Source organism: Phyllobacterium sp. A18/5-2, from assembly GCF_025452215.1.
In the GTDB taxonomy this organism is placed as follows: Bacteria; Pseudomonadota; Alphaproteobacteria; order Rhizobiales; family Rhizobiaceae; genus Phyllobacterium; species Phyllobacterium sophorae.
Map to the genome: position 1 here is coordinate 2378353 of NZ_CP104966.1, position 17515 is coordinate 2395867.

Here is a 17515-nt window from a genome sequence, read left to right on the forward strand (position 1 = left end):
ACTGGCTGCGCCTTGCGCGGCCGGTATATCGTTTAAAGACTACTCAAGGGGACAACGCATGTTTGTGTCATCGGCCCATGCCGCATCCACAACGGAAACAATCGTCGCTCAGAGCGAAACGCCCGCGCATACCGAAACGGTAGCTCCGGGGACGACGCCTGACGCTCACGCCGCCGAGACTCATACCGAAACCGGTGTGGCTCACGAAAAGGCCGTTTTCCCGCCCTTTGACTCCAGCCATTTTGCATCGCAGATCCTTTGGCTGGCCCTGACATTCGCCGTCTTTTACCTGTTTCTGTCGCGTGTGGTTCTGCCGCGCATCGGCGGTATCATCGAGACACGCCGTGATCGTATCGCCACCGATATTGACCAGGCTGCCCGCATGAAGCAGGGTCGGACGATGCGCTTGCTGCTTACGAGCAGGATCTCGCTGACGCCAAGAAAAAGGCTGGGAGTATTGCCCAGACGGCCCACGACGAAGCCAAGGCCAAGTCCGATGCCGAACAGGCAAAAATTTCGGCGGAGCTGGAAAAGAAGCTGAGCGGCGCGGAAGCCAGCATTTCCGCCATCAAGGACAAGGCAATGAAGGAAGTCGGCACGATTGCCGAGGACACCGCTGCCGAGATCGTCAAGAAAATCGTTGGCGGAACTGTCGACAAGGCAAGCATTTCCGCTGCCGTCAAAGCCGTGCGTAGCCGCGCCTAATTGCTGAAAACCGAAATCCGGTCTTTGAAGAAATTATGCGCAAACTATTAGATTCTACTGCAACCTCGATGCGTCCTTTTTGGGCGCATGGCGCAGTAAGGGAGAACTACTATGGAATTGGACGCAACATTCTACGCCCTGGTCGGTCTCGTCATCTTCCTCGCACTGGTTGTCTATCTGAAAGTTCCGGGCGTCGTCGGCAAATCGCTCGATGCCCGTGCTGACCGTATCCGCGACGAGCTTGAAGAGGCACGCCGCCTGCGTGAGGAAGCACAATCCCTGCTTGCAGAATACCAGCGCAAGCGCAAGGAAGCCGAGAAAGAGGCCACCGAGATCGTTGCCATAGCGCAGCGTGAAGCCCATGGCATGCTCGAGGAAGCCAAGAAGAAGACCGAGGAATATGTTGCCCGCCGCAACAGGCTCGCCGAGCAGAAGATCGCTCAGGCCGAGGTCGAGGCAGTCAACGAAGTTCGCGCGTCGGCAGTCGATATCGCTGTCGCCGCTGCCAGCCGTATCCTCGCAGACAAAGTCGATGCCAAGACATCGGCTGATCTCTTCAAGTCATCGCTGACTGAAGTGAAATCCCGCCTCAACTAAGAACGGGAATAATCAAGTTGCATGAAGCCGCCGCAAGGCGGCTTTCTTTTTTGGCGTGTCCCAGGCTCGAACTGGATAGGCACTGCGTTTTGCTCGCAATTGTTTGATTCTTGCCCGGGAGCCCGCAAATCCTGCTCCAACAACAGCGATTTTGGCCCACAATTTTCAACCAATGAGTGAAATTTGAAGGTGATGGGTTGAGATGAGCGCTTTGACTATATCTGGCGGTCTTTGAGCGGCGAAAAGCTGAAGCGATGCAGGCCTGCGACCGGGCCATGCAGCTCCATCGCATTGCGGTGGAACTCGGTTCCATAGCCGGCATGCGATTCCAAACCATAAAGAGGAAAGTATTGCCCGGTTTGAGCCATCATCCGGTCGCGAGTGACCTTGGCAAGGATCGACGCCGCAGCGATCGACACCGAACGCTGGTCGCCCTTGATAAGCGCGGTAGCGGGGCAGGGCAGGCCGGGTGCCACATCGCGCCCGTCAATGAGAGCGTGGCCGGGCAAGATAGCCAAACCGCACACAGCCCGGCGCATAGCCTCAAGTGCAGCTTTCAAAATATCAGTTGCATCGATGGCGGGGGCAGAAACGCTGGCGACAGCGCAGGCAAGCGCTGTATCCGTAATGATATCAAAGAGTTCTTCGCGGCGTTGCGCGGTCAGGCGCTTTGAATCGTCAAGCCCCTCCGGGATTTTCTTCGGGTTCAAAATCACCGCCGCGGCCACCACCGGACCCGCAAGCGGCCCGCGGCCGGCCTCGTCGATACCGACGATAAACTCGACGCCGCTGCGCATGAGTTTCCGCTCGCTGGCATAGTCAGGCTTGCCAGGTTCGATGGGAAGAAGCAGAAGAATCAGAACGCGATCGAGTCATGTTGCGACGAAACTCGCATTCGTTCTGATTCTCTGCAAGCCCTTAGGTAGCTGATGGGGCGGGGCTACCCAGGGTCACGTCAGGCGGGATGGGCATTCGGCCTGACGGAATTGTGCTGGCTGGAGCGGCGCATGTTCGCCGCTCTAGAACAAGGACAGCTGTTCGTTTCCGGGCGCCGGCGAGAAAAGGTCGGTTCGCAGCCGCCGCTTGCTCAGGTTGAGGCCTAGGCGTTTGGCCGCTATTTCGAACCGCCGTCCGATCTGCCAGGCATAGGGGCCTTCGCCGCGCATGCGTTTGCCCCATTCCGCGTCATAATCCTTGCCGCCGCGCATGGACCGTACGAGCGACAGGACATGGCGATAGCGGTCCGGATAGTTGCGCAACAGCCATTCCTTGAAGATCGGGCTGACTTCCAGCGGGAGTCGCAAGAGCACATATCCTGCTTCCAGCGCTCCCATTGCACGGGCACTGTCGAGCACGCGCTCGATCTCGTGATCGTTGAGCCCTGGAATGACCGGCGCCACCATCACGCTGACTGGAATACCCGCGTCGGACAGGCTGCGAAGTGCCTGCAAACGCCGCGTTGGCGTCGAAGCACGAGGCTCCATCGTACGCGCCAGCTTTCCATCCAGCGTCGTAACTGACAGGGCGACCTTGGCGAGACCTTTTTCTGCCATGCGCCCCAGAATGTCCTGATCGCGCATCACAAGGGCGGATTTGGTAACAATCCCAACGGGATGCTGGTGCGCCTCCAGAACCTGCAAGATATCACGCATGATGCGCCATTTCTTTTCGATTGGCTGATAGGGGTCGGTATTGGTGCCAATTGCAATGGTTTTTGCCGTATAGCCCGGTCGCGACAGTTCCTTGTCCAGCATCTTGGCAGCGTCTGGCTTGGCGAAAAGCTTCGACTCGAAATCCAATCCTGCTGACAAGCCCATATAGCTGTGGGTGGGGCGAGCAAAACAGTAGATGCAGCCGTGCTCACAGCCGCGATAGGGATTGATCGAGCGGTCGAAACCAATATCGGGCGAGTCATTTCTGGTAATGATGGTGCGCGGCTTCTCGATCTGAACTTCGGTTTTGAACGGCGGCAAATCCTCGATCGTTTCCCAGCCATCGTCGTAGACATGACGGCTTTCCGCTTCGAAACGTCCGGACGGATTCATCCCCGCGCCGCGGCCACGCCGGCGTTCCTGGTCGATCCGCAGACCGGCTTCTTCGATCAGGGCATTGGCATGCTGTGCGCGGCCTTGCCCGAAAGCGGCCCTGTCGGCTTGCACCACAATGTTCATTTGCATTCTCCTTGGCAAGAAGCGAAACGAGTCGCTTGTCACGGCCGCAACATGAATACATTCCTATCAAATTTGGAGAACAAAGCAAGAACAATCTGCGCCAAAAGGAGTGATGGAAATTCATTTAATAATACTATATTGGCTCCTGATGATCTCCGTCCTGATTGAAACGCATAATTCGGATGAACTCCTGGCCAGGACGCTTGGCGCTCTTGTCGGCGGCGCCGTCGAAGGCCTCTTGAGCGACGTCGTTATTATCGACCACGGCTCTACTGACCAAACCCACCGTGTTGCGGATCAGGCGGGTTGTATCTTCCTGCAGGATCAGACTCTGATCGACGGGTTCCGGCGGGCTCGGAGTGACTGGTTGCTTTTTATCGAACCCGGAGCAAGGCTGCTCGACGGATGGATGGAACCGGTGGCTGTCCATGTGGAGCGCATGCAGGGCCCTGCGTGCTTCACGCGGTCTCACACGCACCGCCGGCCATTTCTCAACCGGGTGTTCTCACCCAGCAATCCGCTGGCCGAAGGGCTGCTGATTTCAAAGCGCCAGTCGATGGCTTTGTTCAATCCCGGGAAGACGGCGGTTGATCTCGCGCGTGGGCTCGCCATGAAGCGGCTCAGAGCAGAAATTATTCCAGCAGCGCTGAAATAGTAGCTCTAACTCTTGCCGCCACTGCGCTTCAGATGCTCGTCGAGCCGCGGCATGATCTCGACGAAATTGCACGGCATGTGCCGGTAATCCAGCTGGAATTGCAGAATATTATCCCAGGCATCCTTGCAAGCGCCGGGCGAGCCGGGAATCACAAACACAAAAGTCGCGTTCACCACCCCGCCAGTCGCGCGGGACTGAATCGTCGACGTGCCGATCTTGTCATAGGAAATGCGGTGGAACACTTCGGAAAAGCCGTCCATGCGCTTCTCGAAGATCGGTTCCAGTGCTTCAGGCGTGACATCGCGTCCGGTAAAGCCGGTACCGCCGGTGGTGATTACCACGTCGATCTGCGGATCCTTCGACCAGGAAAGCACGCGGTCGCGAATTTTCTCGCGGTCGTCGGTGACGATGGCGCGCTGCGCCAATGTATGGCCAGCGGCGAGGAGACGCTCGGCCAGTATACTGCCCGATTTGTCGTCCTCCAGCGTGCGCGTATCGGATACCGTCAGGAGGGCGATCTTGACCGGCACAAACGGGCGCGTTTCATCGATGCGGGCCAAGTTCAGTCTCCTTCCATGACGCTATTTGTGGCGACGACGAACCAGTCGGGGTTGCTCTGTTTGAGCTTTGCGGCCGCCGCTTCAGCGTCGGCGTCGCTATCATAAATCGCAAAGCACGTGCCACCGGAACCGGACATGCGCACCAGCCGCGGGGTGGTATTTTGCAGCGCGTTCATCGTATCGCCGATTGCCGGTGTCAGCTTTTCAGCCGCTGAAAACAGGTGATTGCCGGTCTCGGCCAGGTAGGTGCAGACATCGCCAACGGTGAAAAGGTCAGGCATTTCGGGCAGGGGAGGATTGTCGCGTCTTTCCAGCACAGCAAATACCTGCGGCGTTGAAATTGATACGCCGCTGTTGGCGAGAACCATGGGCAAGTGCGGAAAAGCAGCCAGGCGCTCGATATCTTCGCCGATTCCCTTGGCGACGAGCGGCCGGCCCTGCAGGCACATTGGGACATCTGCTCCCAGCGGCAACCCGATTTCGGCCAGTTGCGCCACGTCTGCTTCGACGCGCCAAAGCGCCGCCAGAGCACGCAGCGTCGCGGCAGCGTCACTCGACCCGCCGCCAATGCCAGAGGCGATCGGGAGATATTTCTCAAGGTGTATGGCGACCGGTATGGCCTGCTCGGGAAAGCGTCTGCGCAGCGCATTCCTGGCTTGAAGCACCAGGTTGTCTTCATCGTCCGGCAACCTGCTTCCAAACGTCCCGGACATTTCAAATGTATCGGCCGCGGACCGCTTGACGCTCACCCTGTCGCCAAAGCGAGCAAACACCACGAGACTGTCGAGAAGATGATATCCATCGCTCCGCCGTCCGGTCACATGCAGTGCCAGATTGATCTTCGCCGGAGCAATCAGGCTGATCGTGCCATCGAGACTGTCAAGCATTGCAGTCAGTCTTTGCGCAGATGGTATTCACCCGTCTCGGGATCCTGCACCAGTGTGCCCTGTGCACGGTTCTGCACTTCTTTTTCTGCCTCGCGCACGCGCTGCGATACCCGTTGTGCTTCTCGCTTGAAAGAACGATAACCGTAGTACGCCGCGGCACCGACAAGCGCAAAAAAGATTAACTGTGCCATCGTCTATCCCTCGACTACCGGTATTGTTTCCCTAGGCCTACCATATCACGGACCCGGCCTTAGGCCCAAATACTCTATTGCCCGCTCAAAGTCCGAAACGCGACCAGAGCGCGCGTTCTTCTGCGGCTTCGATGAGCCCGTTGGCAAAACCCGAACCAAGCCCGCCTCCATTGATATCCACTGACGAAACCTTGCGCCCGAACAAACCGCGTGGGGCCGAAATCAGCCTCAACCTGGTTTTCGGACCGTATTGCGATTGGAGATAGGAGCGCATGTCGCCAAGACCATCGACAAGCCCGAGTTCCATCCCACGCGTTCCTGTCCAGAACAGGCCGGTAAACAAATCAGGATTGTCGCTGAGCTTCTCACCGCGCCTTTCCTTGACCAGGTTGATGAAGGTCTCGTGAATTTCGAGCTGCAACGCCTTCAGATGCTCGACGTCTTCCTTGTTTTCGGGCCGGAACGGGTCAAGGGTGGCCTTGTTCCTGCCGGCCGTATGCACCCTTCGTTCAACCCCGATTTTCTTGATGAGATCGGTAAAGCCAAAACTGGCCGAAACGACGCCAATGGAACCGACAATGGACGAGGGGTCCGCGATAATCTCATCGCCGGCGACAGCAATCATGTAACCGCCCGATGCCGCGACATCCTCGACGAACATATAGACTTTCTTGTTCTTTTCCGTCGCCAGATCACGAATACGCCGGTAAATCAGCCGCGATTGTACGGGCGATCCACCGGGAGAATTGATGGAAATGGCCACTGCCGGTGCATCCTTCTCTGCGAATGCCTTCTCCAGAACAGCAGCTGTCGACGCGAGTGACAGGTTTTGCCGGAAGGGACCACCGCCCGTCATGATTACGCCCTGCAGACGAACAACAGGTATCTCCTGATAATCGGGACGCCAGCGGCGAGGTAGTAATTTCCGGATGAATCGGACCAAGCGTCTCTCCTTTTGAAGTGGTGCCGTCAGGACCATGTAGGTGGCGTGCGGAAAATCACAATGCTACTACAGTCTAAAAAAGCGAGGTCAATCCATTGTTGATGGCGATTGCCCGCTCGGTAAATCCATTACCCGCCTCATGATGCATGATCAAAGCCGGGTATAGCGACAGGCCCGCACGGCTCCCGCTAACGCCTTTGATAACAATGCGTATGGCAGCGTCTTGCGGCCTTGGCTGTACGGGAACGATGATCAAACCGCCAAAGCGGCCCCGTAGGGCATCAAGCAGATCGGTGATCGACGCAGGTCGGGCAATGATACCGATTGAGCCGCCGGGCTTGACGATGGCAGCCGCAGTCCTGATCCACCGTTCCATCATGCCGTGCGTCATGACATGGGCTTCCGCCTTGACCGGGTCGGGCGTGGAGCGGTCGGTCGGGAGGTTGAATGGCGGATTCATGATGGCAAAATCAAAACTGTTGTCGCTGAGGCCGGTTGCCGTGCGCGACTTGCCGGTCAGCGTGACATCAGCCTCGATGACCTCGGCCCGGCCGCGAAACGCTTTGTTTTCCTCCAATGCCAGCGAACGCCGGGCGAAATCAGCCATGAATTCCGAGCGTTCTATCAATGTTGCCTGTGCGTCCGGACAGCGGGAAAGCACGGCAAGACCTGCGGCGCCGGCGCCGGCGCCAAGATCGGCGACACGGCCTGAAAATTCATTCGGCACGACACTTGCGAGGACCATGGCATCGACGCCCGAGCGATGTCCTTTCGCCGCTGGCTGCAGCAGATGAAACCTGCCGCGATGAAATGCGTCGATCGTAACGTCGGTAGCAAGCATCGGTCAGTCGCGCAGCTCCTGTGCAATGCCCGCATCCTTGAGAAGTTGCCGTGCTTCCTTTTCAAGGTCGCCGTCCACCATGACCCGGCGTGCGAGAACTCCGAGTGAACCTTCAAGAATGCTCATGTTCAGATCCGCAATGAAATGCCCGATCCCGGCTTCCTTCAACAATGATTCCACAAATGAAATCAGTACCGGATCGTTGGTGCGCATTATTTCAATCATGTCATTCCCGTTATGGCATGGTGCAAAACGCCGTGCCTCATTAGATGAAATTCTGATCAGGCCCTTATCACGAATTTGTAACTCGTGCCATTTTTGCGCGCCAATTCGCCGCTTGCGGGTTATAGGCTGTCTAAATAAGGTGTCGCCGCATCATGCCAGAACCGTAGGAGTTTCGTTTTGGGCGTCGTTGTCAGTCTGGAAGATAAGAAAAACAACACAGGATCAGTGCAACCGCTGATCGACCTGACCAAGGCGGATATGGGCCGCGTCAATGAACTTATCCTGTCGAAGGCCGGTTCTGACGTCGAGATGATTCCGGAAGTTGCCAACCATCTGATCTCATCCGGCGGCAAGCGGCTGCGCCCGATGATCACGCTCGCTGCGGCCCGCATGTTCGGTTACCAGGGCGACGGTCACATCAAGCTGGCGACCAGCGTCGAGTTCATGCACACAGCAACGCTTCTGCACGACGACGTGGTCGATGAGAGCGATCTGCGCCGCGGCAAGCGCACGGCGCGCATGATCTGGGGCAATCAGGCCAGCGTTCTCGTTGGGGATTTCCTGCTTGGCCAGGCCTTCAAGATGATGGTCGATGTCGGTTCTCTGGAAGCACTCGATGTGCTTGCGACATCGGCGTCGGTGATTGCCGAGGGCGAGGTGATGCAGCTGGCGGCGGCCAAGAACCTCGAAACAACCGAAGATGAGTACCTTGCGGTGATCAAGGCCAAGACGGCCGCGCTTTTCTCTGCTGCCGCCGAGGTAGGTCCGATTGTCGCATCCGCATCGCGGACCGATCGGCAGGCGCTACGCTCTTATGGCCTCAATCTCGGGCTGGCATTCCAGCTCGTTGATGACGCTCTGGATTACGGTGGCAATGCCAAGGATCTCGGCAAGAATACGGGCGATGATTTCAGGGAAGGCAAGATCACCCTTCCGGTCGTCTTGACCTATCGTCGCGGCACTTCCGAAGAACGGCTTTTCTGGAAGGATGCGCTGGAAAACGGTGCAAATGACGACAAGGGATTGGAAAAAGCCAAAGGATTGATGACGCGTTACGGCGCACTTGGTGATACAATACAGCGCGCGCGGCATTTCGGCGGCATCGCACGGGACGCGTTGGCTCCGCTCGATAAGTCACCGCAAAAAGATGCACTTCTCGAAGTCATCGATTTTTGCATCAGCCGGGTCAATTGATGGTTCGCGAAGACACGCCCTGTATGGTGCGTGGCCCGGTTTCGATCCAATCTTTCAATGAACCTTGAGAGAAAACCGTAAAAAGGCCATGGTTTCCTTGAGGATTCGGGTAATCATGTCAAATTTGGGCAATGAAGAGGGTTTTTGTTATGCAGCGCAGTAAATTGCTTGGCTCGATCATGGGCGCAACACTTGCTGCGTTTACCGTGGGAGCCGCCGCCGCCGAAGCAGCGACAACCAAAGCGCCGGCCTTGAATGCCGGCACTCTCTCTGGCGCTTTTCTTTCTGCGCGAACTGCGGAGCGCGGCAACGATTTTGCCAGCGCGATTTCCTTCTATCGTCAGGCCCTGGCCTATGACCCGAAGAACACGGAGTTGCGACAGAGCCTGTTGCTGGTGCTTTTGACTGACGGTCAGTTCAAGCAGGCATTGCCAATCGCGGAAGAACTTAAGTCGGTTCCGGAAATCGAACGGTTTTCGCGGTTGGCTCTCGGTATCGATGCCCTCAACAGGAAGCAGTACCAGAAGGTTAACACCCTGATGATGCTGTCGCTCCAGTCGGACCTGGATCGCATGATCACGGGACTTATTTCTGCCTGGGCCAAGGCCGGATCCGGCAAGCCGAATGAAGCCTTGTCCATGATTGACAAGTTGCAGGGGCCGGAAGGCTTTACGCTGTTCAAGACCTATAGTTCCGCACTGATTGCCGATATGGCCGGACAGAAAGACAAGGCGGCCGCCTTCTATCAAAGCGCTCTCAATGACAAGGCCAATGTTTCTGCCGCGCCCGACACCTATGAGCGTCTCGTTGAAGCCTATGCTTCCTTCAAGATACGCACCGGTGATCGGACAGGTGCGGAAGCTTTGGTGAAGGAAGCCTCTGATATGCTTTCGGGGCGCATGGTTCTCGTCGAATTCAACAAGCAGATCGCCGGTGCCAAGACCGTCAAACCCTTGATCCAGACACCGCAGCAGGGCGCCGCGGAAGTACTTTATACACTTGCTACCGCAATCAATCGCAATGGTGGAGAAGCCTTCTCGAAGCTTTATCTGCAGATGTCGCTACCCCTGCGTCCCGACCATGATGCAACGCTGTTTCAGCTCGGTGACATCAGCGCGAAATTGGATCAGTCGGACAAGGCAATCGACTATTTTGGCCAGATCTCAGCCGATTCAGCCTATAGCCGCGATGCGCAAATGCAACTCGCGATAAACTTGGCGATCCTGAAGCGCAACGACGAAGCGATCCAGCACCTGAACGGACTACTGGAGAGCAATCCGCAGGACATGCGCACCTATCTGGCGATCGGCAGCATCTACTCGCAGGACAAGGACTACCGCAAAGCGGCTGATACCTATGACAAGGCCGTGGCAGTCCTCAAGCAGCCGGTGCGCAACGACTGGACGATCTTCTATCAGCGTGGCATTGCCTATGAGCGGCTGAAGGAATGGGACAAGGCGGAGCCGAACTTCCTGAAGGCACTGGAACTTTATCCGGACCAGCCCCAGGTGCTCAATTATCTTGGCTATTCCTGGATCGACATGAACACGAAGCTCGAACAGGGGCTGGATCTCATCAAGAAAGCCGTCGATGCCCGCCCTCAGGACGGTTACATCGTCGATCTCGCTCGGCTGGGCCTATTATCGCCTGGGCCGTTACGACGATGCCGTCACCCAGCTTGAACAGGCCGTAAAACTGCGGGCGGAAGATGCGACGATCAACGACCATCTCGGCGATGCCTACTGGCGGGCGGGACGCAAGCTGGAGGCGACGTTCCAGTGGGCGCACGCGCGTGACTCCAAGCCTGAGCCTGAAGATCTCGTGAAGATCGAGGAAAAGCTGAAGAACGGCCTGCCCGATGAAAAGGACCCGGGCGTTGCGAAGAACGGCGTCGACGCGCCGAAGCCACCTGTCGAACCGGCGCCGGTGCCAGCTCCCGACAAGAAGGGTTGAGTTCTCCTTTTGCTTGACCGGCTGGAGTGCAGGTCTTAGAGCATGATCCCGAAAAGTTGCATGACTTTTCGGATCAGATCGTGTCCCGAACAAGATATGCACTCCATTCCTTCTCGTCAAAAAGGCCGTCCGGTGTCCGTTCCACTTCCCGATCATATGCAGCCGACCCGCTCGTTTCAGGGGCTCATTCTGACGCTTCATAATTATTGGGCGCAGCATGGCTGCGTGATCCTGCAGCCCTATGACATGGAAGTGGGCGCCGGTACGTTCCATCCCGCAACCACATTGCGTTCGCTCGGTCCCAAACCGTGGAAGGCAGCCTACGTACAGCCCTCACGCCGCCCGAAGGATGGGCGCTACGGCGAAAACCCCAACCGGCTGCAGCATTACTACCAGTACCAGGTCATCATGAAGCCGTCTCCAGCCAATCTTCAGGAGCTTTACCTCGGCTCGCTGCGGACGATCGGTCTCGACCCGTTGATGCACGATATCCGCTTTGTCGAGGACGACTGGGAAAGCCCGACGCTGGGCGCCTGGGGGCTCGGCTGGGAATGCTGGTGCGACGGCATGGAGGTTTCGCAGTTCACCTATTTCCAGCAGGTCTGCGGCATCGAATGCGCCCCTGTTTCCGGCGAACTGACCTATGGTCTGGAACGCCTCGCCATGTATGTTCAGGGCGTCGACAACGTCTATGATCTCAACTTCAATGGCCTTGAAGGCGATGAGAAGGTCACCTATGGCGAGGTATTTCTGCAGGCCGAGCAGGAATATTCGCGGCACAATTTCGAGCACGCCAATACAACGGCATTGCTCCGCCATTTCGAGGATGCGGAAGCCGAATGTGAAGCACTGTTGAAAGCCGGCGCGCCCAAGGAGGGCGACAACAGCCCGATGCACAAGATGGTGCTCCCGGCCTATGATCAATGCATCAAGGCCTCGCACGCCTTCAACCTCCTCGACGCGCGCGGCGTCATCTCGGTGACCGAGCGGCAGAGCTATATCTTGCGGGTACGCAACCTCGCTCGTCAATGTGGCGAGGCCTTCCTTCTGACGGAAGCCGGCGGAGCCAATTTCAGAAGCGAGTCCGTATAATGCCTGATCTTTTGCTTGAACTCCGCTCGGAAGAAATTCCCGCACGCATGCAGCGCAAGGCCGCGGGAGACCTGAAGAGGCTCGTGACCGACGGTCTGGTGGAGGCCGGCCTGACCTACGAGGCTGCAGGCGATTACTGGACGCCGCGCCGCCTCACTCTCGATATTCGTGGCCTTACCGCACGCTCCAAGGATGTGCATGAGGATCGCAAGGGCCCAAGCGTCAACGCGCCAGAACAGGCGATCGCCGGCTTTCTGCGTTCCGCAGGGCTCTCAGATATCTCCGAGGCCCATATTCATACCGATCCGAAGAAGGGCGATTTCTACGTCGCCCATCTGACCAGGCCCGGCCGCGGCGCCGAAGAGATCATCGCCGAGCTGATGCCGAAGATCATTCGCGAGTTTCCCTGGCCGAAGTCCATGCGCTGGGGTGCTGCGTCATCGAAGCCGGGCAGCCTCCGCTGGGTGCGTCCGCTGCAATCCATCGTCTGCACTTTCGGTCCCGAAACTGAAGAGCCGGTTGTCGTCGACTTCGAAATCGACGGCCTCCGCGCCGGCAATGTAACCTATGGCCATCGCTTCCTGAGCGACGGCCAGCCGATCACGGTTCGCCGTTTCGACGATTATGTGGCGAAGCTCGAAAAGGCCAAGGTTGTTCTCGATGCTGATCGCCGCAAGGAAATGATCCTTTCCGATGCCCAAAATATTGCGTTCGCATCCGGACTTGAGCTGGTCGAGGACGAGGGGCTCCTCGAAGAGGTGTCGGGATTGGTCGAGTGGCCTGTGGTGCTGATGGGCGAGTTCGAGGAAGAATTCCTCGCCATCCCTCCGGAAGTCATTCGCTTGACGATCAAGACCAACCAGAAATGTTTTGTCACGCGCAAGCAGGGCGAGAGCGAAAGCCTGTCGAACAGGTTCATTCTCATTTCCAACATCGAAGCAACCGATGGCGGCCGCGAAATCTCCTATGGCAATGGCAAGGTGGTTCGCGCACGCCTGTCCGATGCGCTGTATTTCTGGAATACCGATCAGCACGACCTGCCTGACATGCACACGCTTGCCGCTGCAGGGATCAAGTTTGACCTCGATCTGAAGAAACCGCTGGATCAGCGCATGGCCCGGCTCGATGCCCTGAACGTCACATTCCACGCCAAGCTTGGAACACAAGGTGAGCGCGTCACCCGCATCAGGGCGCTTGCTCGCGACATTGCCCCATTGGTGGGTGCCGATCCTGCTTTGGCCATGCGAGCGGCTGTGCTGGCCAAGGCCGACCTCACGACGGAAATCGTCGGCGAGTTCCCTGAATTGCAGGGTGGCATGGGCCGCAAATATGCGCTGCTGCAGAAAGAACATCCTTCGGTTGCCGCCGCGATAGAGGAACATTACAAGCCGCAGGGTCCGTCCGATTTCGTGCCAACCGATTCGGTCTCGGTCACGGTCGCGCTTGCGGACAAGCTCGATACGCTTGTCGGTTTCTGGGCGATCGACGAAAAGCCCACCGGTTCGAAGGACCCCTTCGCCCTCCGGCGTGCCGCTCTAGGCGTTATTCGTCTGCTGCTTTCGAGCGATTGGAAAATCGAACTTCTGCCTGTTTTCCTTTCGGCCTTCGCACAGTTGCGCGAAGACAATATCGAACAGCGTGTCGAACAGTTCGAAGATCGCCAGGCCGCGCAGCAGTCCGGCGATGTCGATGGTGAGGAAGACGTCATCAACGCGATCTCCAGCTTCGAAAAGCATGTGCGCGACGAGGTGGCACAACGGGCTCGGCCGGTTCTCTTCGACCTGCTGTCCTTCTTCCATGAGCGTCTGAAAGTGCACCTGCGTGATCTTGGTGCCCGTCACGACCTTATCGATGCGGTCCTCACCGACGGCGCGGACAACCTGTTGCTGATCGCACGCCGCGTCGAAGCGCTGGTGGTCTTCCTCAACACCGAAGACGGCAAGAACCTTCTGGCCGGCACCAAGCGTGCCGCCAATATCTTGAGCGCCGAAGAGAAGAAGGGCACGGTCGTATCCGACGCCGTCGCTCCAGCTCTTTTCAGTCTCGATGAGGAAAAGCAACTCTATGCCGCGGTGAATCAAGCTGAGAGCCAGGCAGCGCAAGCGATTCAAAAAGAAGACTTTTCCGGCGCAATGATCGCGCTTAGCGTTTTGCGCGAACCAGTTGATTCATTCTTTGAGAAAGTACTGGTTAATGACGAGAATCCGGACGTTCGCGCCAACCGTTTGGCACTGCTTTCGCGTATTCGTACCGCGACAAATACGGTAGCGGACTTCTCGAAAATCGTTGGATAATAAGAAGATAGGCGCGAAACTTCGCGCCTTGCTATTGTACCCCCGCGCGAAGCGGCGTTGCCGCCACGTCAACAATTACCTTTTCCTGCGGTGGCTGGCCGGCCGGAACCAGTGGCGCGGCATTGGCGGCGATCAGCGAGTCGGAACTGGCGGGAACTTCCTTGCCCTGCAGGCGCGCCATATATTGCCGGGAGCGTTCTCGCCTTGCCGCATAGGCCTTGAGGCGCGCGGCCTCTTCGGCACGCTTGGCCTGACAGGGTGTGCAAATCGGATTGCCCTCCGCATCGAAACTGTCATAGCCGACATAAGAAACGGAATTCGGCCTTGCCGCAGGTCCCATCACCTCGATGGAATCCCCCGCATGGACGGATACCGTAAACAGCGCAATGGCAGTTGCGGCAATGATCTGGCGAAGCATGGCAATCAGTCCCCGTTCGTTTCTTGACCACTCCTAACAGCCATTCATTGCCAAGCCTTATGCCGGATCGATTCAATTTTAAGCATGACCTCATTCAGTGCGTTCATCAGCTGATACTTGCAGCAGGTTACCACCATCGTGTAGGCAGTGCTCACGATCGGAGATTTCCTTGGCCCGGATCATGGGAACAGATGAGCAGGCAGTACGGACGGCAGCCATTGTGCTCGCCGAGGGCAAACTTGTCGCCATTCCAACTGAAACTGTCTACGGCCTTGCTGCGGATGCCACCAATGGCGAAGCAGTCGCCAGCATTTTCGAGGCGAAGGGCAGGCCGCATTTCAATCCGCTGATCTGCCATGTTTCGGATGTCTCCATGGCGGAACGCTATGCGGTCATCGACCCGCAGTCGCGGCGGCTCATCGACGCGTTCTGGCCGGGGCCACTGACGCTCGTGCTGCCTTTGAAGGCAGACACGGCAATCCATCCACTGGTCGCGGCGGGACTTGATACCATAGCGCTGCGCATGCCGCGCGGCGTTGCCGGAAAGATCATCGCTGCCCTCGACCGCCCCTTGGCGGCCCCCAGCGCCAACACATCCGGCAAGATCAGCGGAACGAGTGCGCCTGCCGTCGAGGATGACCTTGGCGCCAGGATTGCCCTGATCCTCGATGCCGGTCCATCCGAGGTGGGGCTGGAGTCCACGATCGTCAAAGTCGATGGCGATGCGGTTCAGCTGCTCCGTCCCGGCGGCCTGGCGGCGGAAGACATAGAAGCCTTCATCGGCAAAAAGCTTGAACGCATAGATCAGCGTTCTGCCATTGAAGCCCCGGGAATGTTGGCCTCGCATTATGCGCCAGCAGCGGGCGTTCGGCTCAATGTGCATGAGGTGCGGGAAGGCGAGGCCTTGCTTGCCTTCGGGCCGGTGCGCGCGAGTGGCGCTGCCCTTGCCGCGGCAAGCCTCAATCTCAGCGAGGCCGGAAATCTGCGCGAAGCTGCCGCCAACCTCTTTGACTACATGAAACGCCTTGATCGCCTCGGCAGTGCTGTGATCGCCGTAGAGCCGATCCCTTTTAACGGACTTGGCGAGGCCATCAATGACCGGCTTGTCCGTGCTGCCGCGCCGCGGATACCCTCGATGACTGTGGAACAGATAAAATGACCCTGACGCCTGACCTTGTTCAACGCTTCATTGCGATTGTCGGTGAAAAGAATGCGCTGCGCGATCCGCGCGATATCGAGCCTTATCTGATCGAGCCGCGCGAGAAATTCGGTGGCAAGACGTCGATGGTTCTGCGGCCGTCCGAAGTTGAAGAGGTCTCGGCAATTCTCAAGCTGGCGACCGCAACCGGAACGGCTATTATTCCCCAAGGCGGCAATACGGGCCTCGTCGGCGGTCAAATGCCGGATGAAAGCGGTCAGCAGGTTATCCTGTCCCTGTCGCGGTTGAACAGGATCCGCTCGATCGATCCGGCCGGTAATCTCGCCATTGTCGAGGCAGGCGTTGTGTTGAAGACGCTGCAGGACGCTGCCGAGAACGAGGGCAGGCTGTTTCCGCTCTCGCTCGGTTCTGAAGGCTCCTGTCAGATTGGCGGCAATCTCTCTTCCAATGCGGGTGGGACTGCGGTTCTCGCCTACGGCAATACGCGTGAGCTTTGCCTCGGCGTCGAGGTTGTTCTGCCGACGGGCGAGATCCTCAACGATCTGCGTTATGTCAAGAAAGACAATACGGGCTATGATCTGAAGGATTTGTTTGTCGGCGCAGAAGGTACGCTTGGGGTAATCACAGCGGCAGTGGTGAAGCTGTTTCCGCTACCGAGAGGAAAAGGCGTCGCCTATGCTGGCCTCGCCAGTCCGGAAGATGCTTTGAAACTCCTTGGACTGGCGCAGGGTCATGCAGGCCCATCGCTTACCGGTTTCGAACTCATGCCGCGTATTGGCGTGGAGTTCTCCGTCGCTCATACGGACGGCGTGCGTGATCCGCTTGATGCCCCGCATCAATGGTATGTTCTCATCGACATTTCCTCGTCACGATCCGCGGAAGATGCACGCGAAACCATTGAAGCAATTCTGATGGAAGCCTACGAGGCGGGACTTGTAGAAGACGCAGCAATCGCTGACAGCACGGCCCAGGAAAAATCGTTCTGGCATATGCGCGAGGCCATGTCGCTTGCGCAAAGACCGGAAGGCGGATCGATCAAGCACGATATTTCCGTGCCGGTCGCAAAGATCCCGGATTTCATCGCAGAAGCCGATGCGGCTGTGCTCGATCTGATCCCCAGTGCGCGCATCGTTTGCTTCGGGCACATGGGCGATGGCAACTTGCACTACAACATCTCCCAGCCGGTCGGCGCCGACAAGGAGGCTTTTCTTGCCCGCTGGGTAGAAATCAACAAGCGGGTACATGACATTGTCCGTTCCTATAAAGGCTCGATCTCGGCCGAGCACGGCATAGGTCAGTTGAAGCGCAAGGAGCTTTCGGAAACCAAATCGCCCGTGGCATTGGATCTGATGCGCCGGATCAAGAAATCCTTCGATCCTGCGGGCATAATGAATCCGGGCAAAGTGCTCTGAAGTTCTCAGAGCACATTTGGAAAATCACTGCGGAGACTGAGATGGAGTGAGTTCCGGGAACCGGAACGCAGCGGTTGCTGTGAGTACCTGGCGCAGAAAATCACGTCAGATGAATGGCGCAGGAGAGTTCCAGGCTCTCAATCTTTTGTTCATGCCTATTACCAAAATCTTGGGGCTGGTTGGGTTTCGATAACCATCCTTTTTGATCAGAAACAGTT

At 57.6% G+C, this 17515-nt stretch carries 16 protein-coding genes and 2 pseudogenes; 9 read left to right on the forward strand and 9 right to left on the reverse strand.

Going from position 1 to position 17515, the window contains the following annotated elements; all coding sequences use genetic code 11:
* Nucleotides 1-58: 58 nt before the first annotated feature.
* A pseudogene (locus tag N8E89_RS11790) lies at nucleotides 59-705 on the forward strand (F0F1 ATP synthase subunit B).
* Between the two features lie 117 nt (nucleotides 706-822).
* The gene (locus N8E89_RS11795) at nucleotides 823-1302 is read left to right on the forward strand and encodes a F0F1 ATP synthase subunit B (RefSeq protein WP_162707117.1); all 480 of its coding nucleotides are present in this window, start codon (nucleotides 823-825) and stop codon (nucleotides 1300-1302) included.
* Nucleotides 1303-1517: 215 nt separating this feature from the next.
* Here N8E89_RS11795 and N8E89_RS11800 read toward each other — a convergent pair whose 3' ends face one another.
* Nucleotides 1518-2099 (reverse strand): ribonuclease HII, encoded by a 582-nt coding sequence (locus N8E89_RS11800; protein ID WP_262259962.1) that lies wholly within the window; start codon nucleotides 2097-2099, stop codon nucleotides 1518-1520.
* A 222-nt stretch (nucleotides 2100-2321) separates the two neighbouring features.
* Nucleotides 2322-3479: a PA0069 family radical SAM protein gene (locus N8E89_RS11805; protein ID WP_106666380.1), complete on the reverse strand. Its 1158-nt coding sequence runs from the start codon at nucleotides 3477-3479 to the stop codon at nucleotides 2322-2324.
* Between the two features lie 106 nt (nucleotides 3480-3585).
* Here N8E89_RS11805 and N8E89_RS11810 point away from each other — a divergent pair, with 106 nt between their 5' ends.
* On the forward strand, nucleotides 3586-4128 hold the full coding sequence (locus tag N8E89_RS11810; RefSeq protein ID WP_106666381.1) for a glycosyltransferase: 543 nt from the start codon (nucleotides 3586-3588) through the stop codon (nucleotides 4126-4128).
* Between the two features lie 5 nt (nucleotides 4129-4133).
* Here N8E89_RS11810 and moaB read toward each other — a convergent pair whose 3' ends face one another.
* From moaB to N8E89_RS11840, 6 genes are all read right to left on the reverse strand, one after another.
* Nucleotides 4134-4688 (reverse strand): molybdenum cofactor biosynthesis protein B, encoded by a 555-nt coding sequence (gene moaB / locus N8E89_RS11815; RefSeq protein ID WP_106666382.1) that lies wholly within the window; start codon nucleotides 4686-4688, stop codon nucleotides 4134-4136.
* 2 nt (nucleotides 4689-4690) lie between these two features.
* Nucleotides 4691-5575 (reverse strand): 4-(cytidine 5'-diphospho)-2-C-methyl-D-erythritol kinase, encoded by an 885-nt coding sequence (locus N8E89_RS11820; RefSeq protein WP_106666383.1) that lies wholly within the window; start codon nucleotides 5573-5575, stop codon nucleotides 4691-4693.
* Nucleotides 5576-5580: 5 nt separating this feature from the next.
* A complete protein-coding gene (locus N8E89_RS11825; protein ID WP_106666384.1) occupies nucleotides 5581-5766 on the reverse strand; it encodes a hypothetical protein in 186 nt (61 codons plus the stop codon).
* Nucleotides 5767-5851: 85 nt separating this feature from the next.
* Nucleotides 5852-6709 (reverse strand): S49 family peptidase, encoded by an 858-nt coding sequence (locus N8E89_RS11830; protein WP_106666385.1) that lies wholly within the window; start codon nucleotides 6707-6709, stop codon nucleotides 5852-5854.
* A 73-nt stretch (nucleotides 6710-6782) separates the two neighbouring features.
* A complete protein-coding gene (locus N8E89_RS11835; RefSeq protein ID WP_106666386.1) occupies nucleotides 6783-7550 on the reverse strand; it encodes a tRNA1(Val) (adenine(37)-N6)-methyltransferase in 768 nt (255 codons plus the stop codon).
* Nucleotides 7551-7553: 3 nt separating this feature from the next.
* Nucleotides 7554-7775: a putative signal transducing protein gene (locus tag N8E89_RS11840; RefSeq protein WP_262259969.1), complete on the reverse strand. Its 222-nt coding sequence runs from the start codon at nucleotides 7773-7775 to the stop codon at nucleotides 7554-7556.
* A gap of 177 nt (nucleotides 7776-7952) precedes the next feature.
* On the opposite strand from N8E89_RS11840, the gene N8E89_RS11845 reads away from it, so the two are divergent.
* The 4 genes and pseudogenes from N8E89_RS11845 to glyS all read left to right on the forward strand — a co-directional run bounded on the left by N8E89_RS11845 (nucleotide 7953) and on the right by glyS (nucleotide 14308).
* The gene (locus tag N8E89_RS11845) at nucleotides 7953-8969 is read left to right on the forward strand and encodes a polyprenyl synthetase family protein (protein WP_112760007.1); all 1017 of its coding nucleotides are present in this window, start codon (nucleotides 7953-7955) and stop codon (nucleotides 8967-8969) included.
* A gap of 149 nt (nucleotides 8970-9118) precedes the next feature.
* A pseudogene (locus N8E89_RS11850) lies at nucleotides 9119-10922 on the forward strand (tetratricopeptide repeat protein).
* A gap of 156 nt (nucleotides 10923-11078) precedes the next feature.
* Nucleotides 11079-12014: a glycine--tRNA ligase subunit alpha gene (locus N8E89_RS11860; protein WP_410010372.1), complete on the forward strand. Its 936-nt coding sequence runs from the start codon at nucleotides 11079-11081 to the stop codon at nucleotides 12012-12014.
* The gene (gene glyS, locus N8E89_RS11865) at nucleotides 12014-14308 is read left to right on the forward strand and encodes a glycine--tRNA ligase subunit beta (protein WP_106666390.1); all 2295 of its coding nucleotides are present in this window, start codon (nucleotides 12014-12016) and stop codon (nucleotides 14306-14308) included. The genes N8E89_RS11860 and glyS overlap by 1 nt, the downstream gene beginning before the upstream one ends.
* Nucleotides 14309-14339: 31 nt before the next feature.
* Here the strand turns inward: glyS and N8E89_RS11870 are convergent, their stop codons facing one another.
* Nucleotides 14340-14726, reverse strand: a complete 387-nt coding sequence (locus N8E89_RS11870) for a hypothetical protein (protein WP_106666391.1) — start codon at nucleotides 14724-14726, stop codon at nucleotides 14340-14342.
* Nucleotides 14727-14895: 169 nt separating this feature from the next.
* Between N8E89_RS11870 and N8E89_RS11875 the strand changes: the two genes are divergently transcribed.
* Nucleotides 14896-15885, forward strand: coding sequence for an L-threonylcarbamoyladenylate synthase (locus tag N8E89_RS11875; protein WP_410010304.1), 990 nt, complete (start codon nucleotides 14896-14898; stop codon nucleotides 15883-15885).
* On the forward strand, nucleotides 15882-17297 hold the full coding sequence (locus tag N8E89_RS11880) for an FAD-binding oxidoreductase (protein WP_106666393.1): 1416 nt from the start codon (nucleotides 15882-15884) through the stop codon (nucleotides 17295-17297). Before N8E89_RS11875 ends, N8E89_RS11880 begins: the two co-directional genes overlap by 4 nt.
* The last annotated feature ends 218 nt before the right edge of the window (nucleotides 17298-17515 follow it).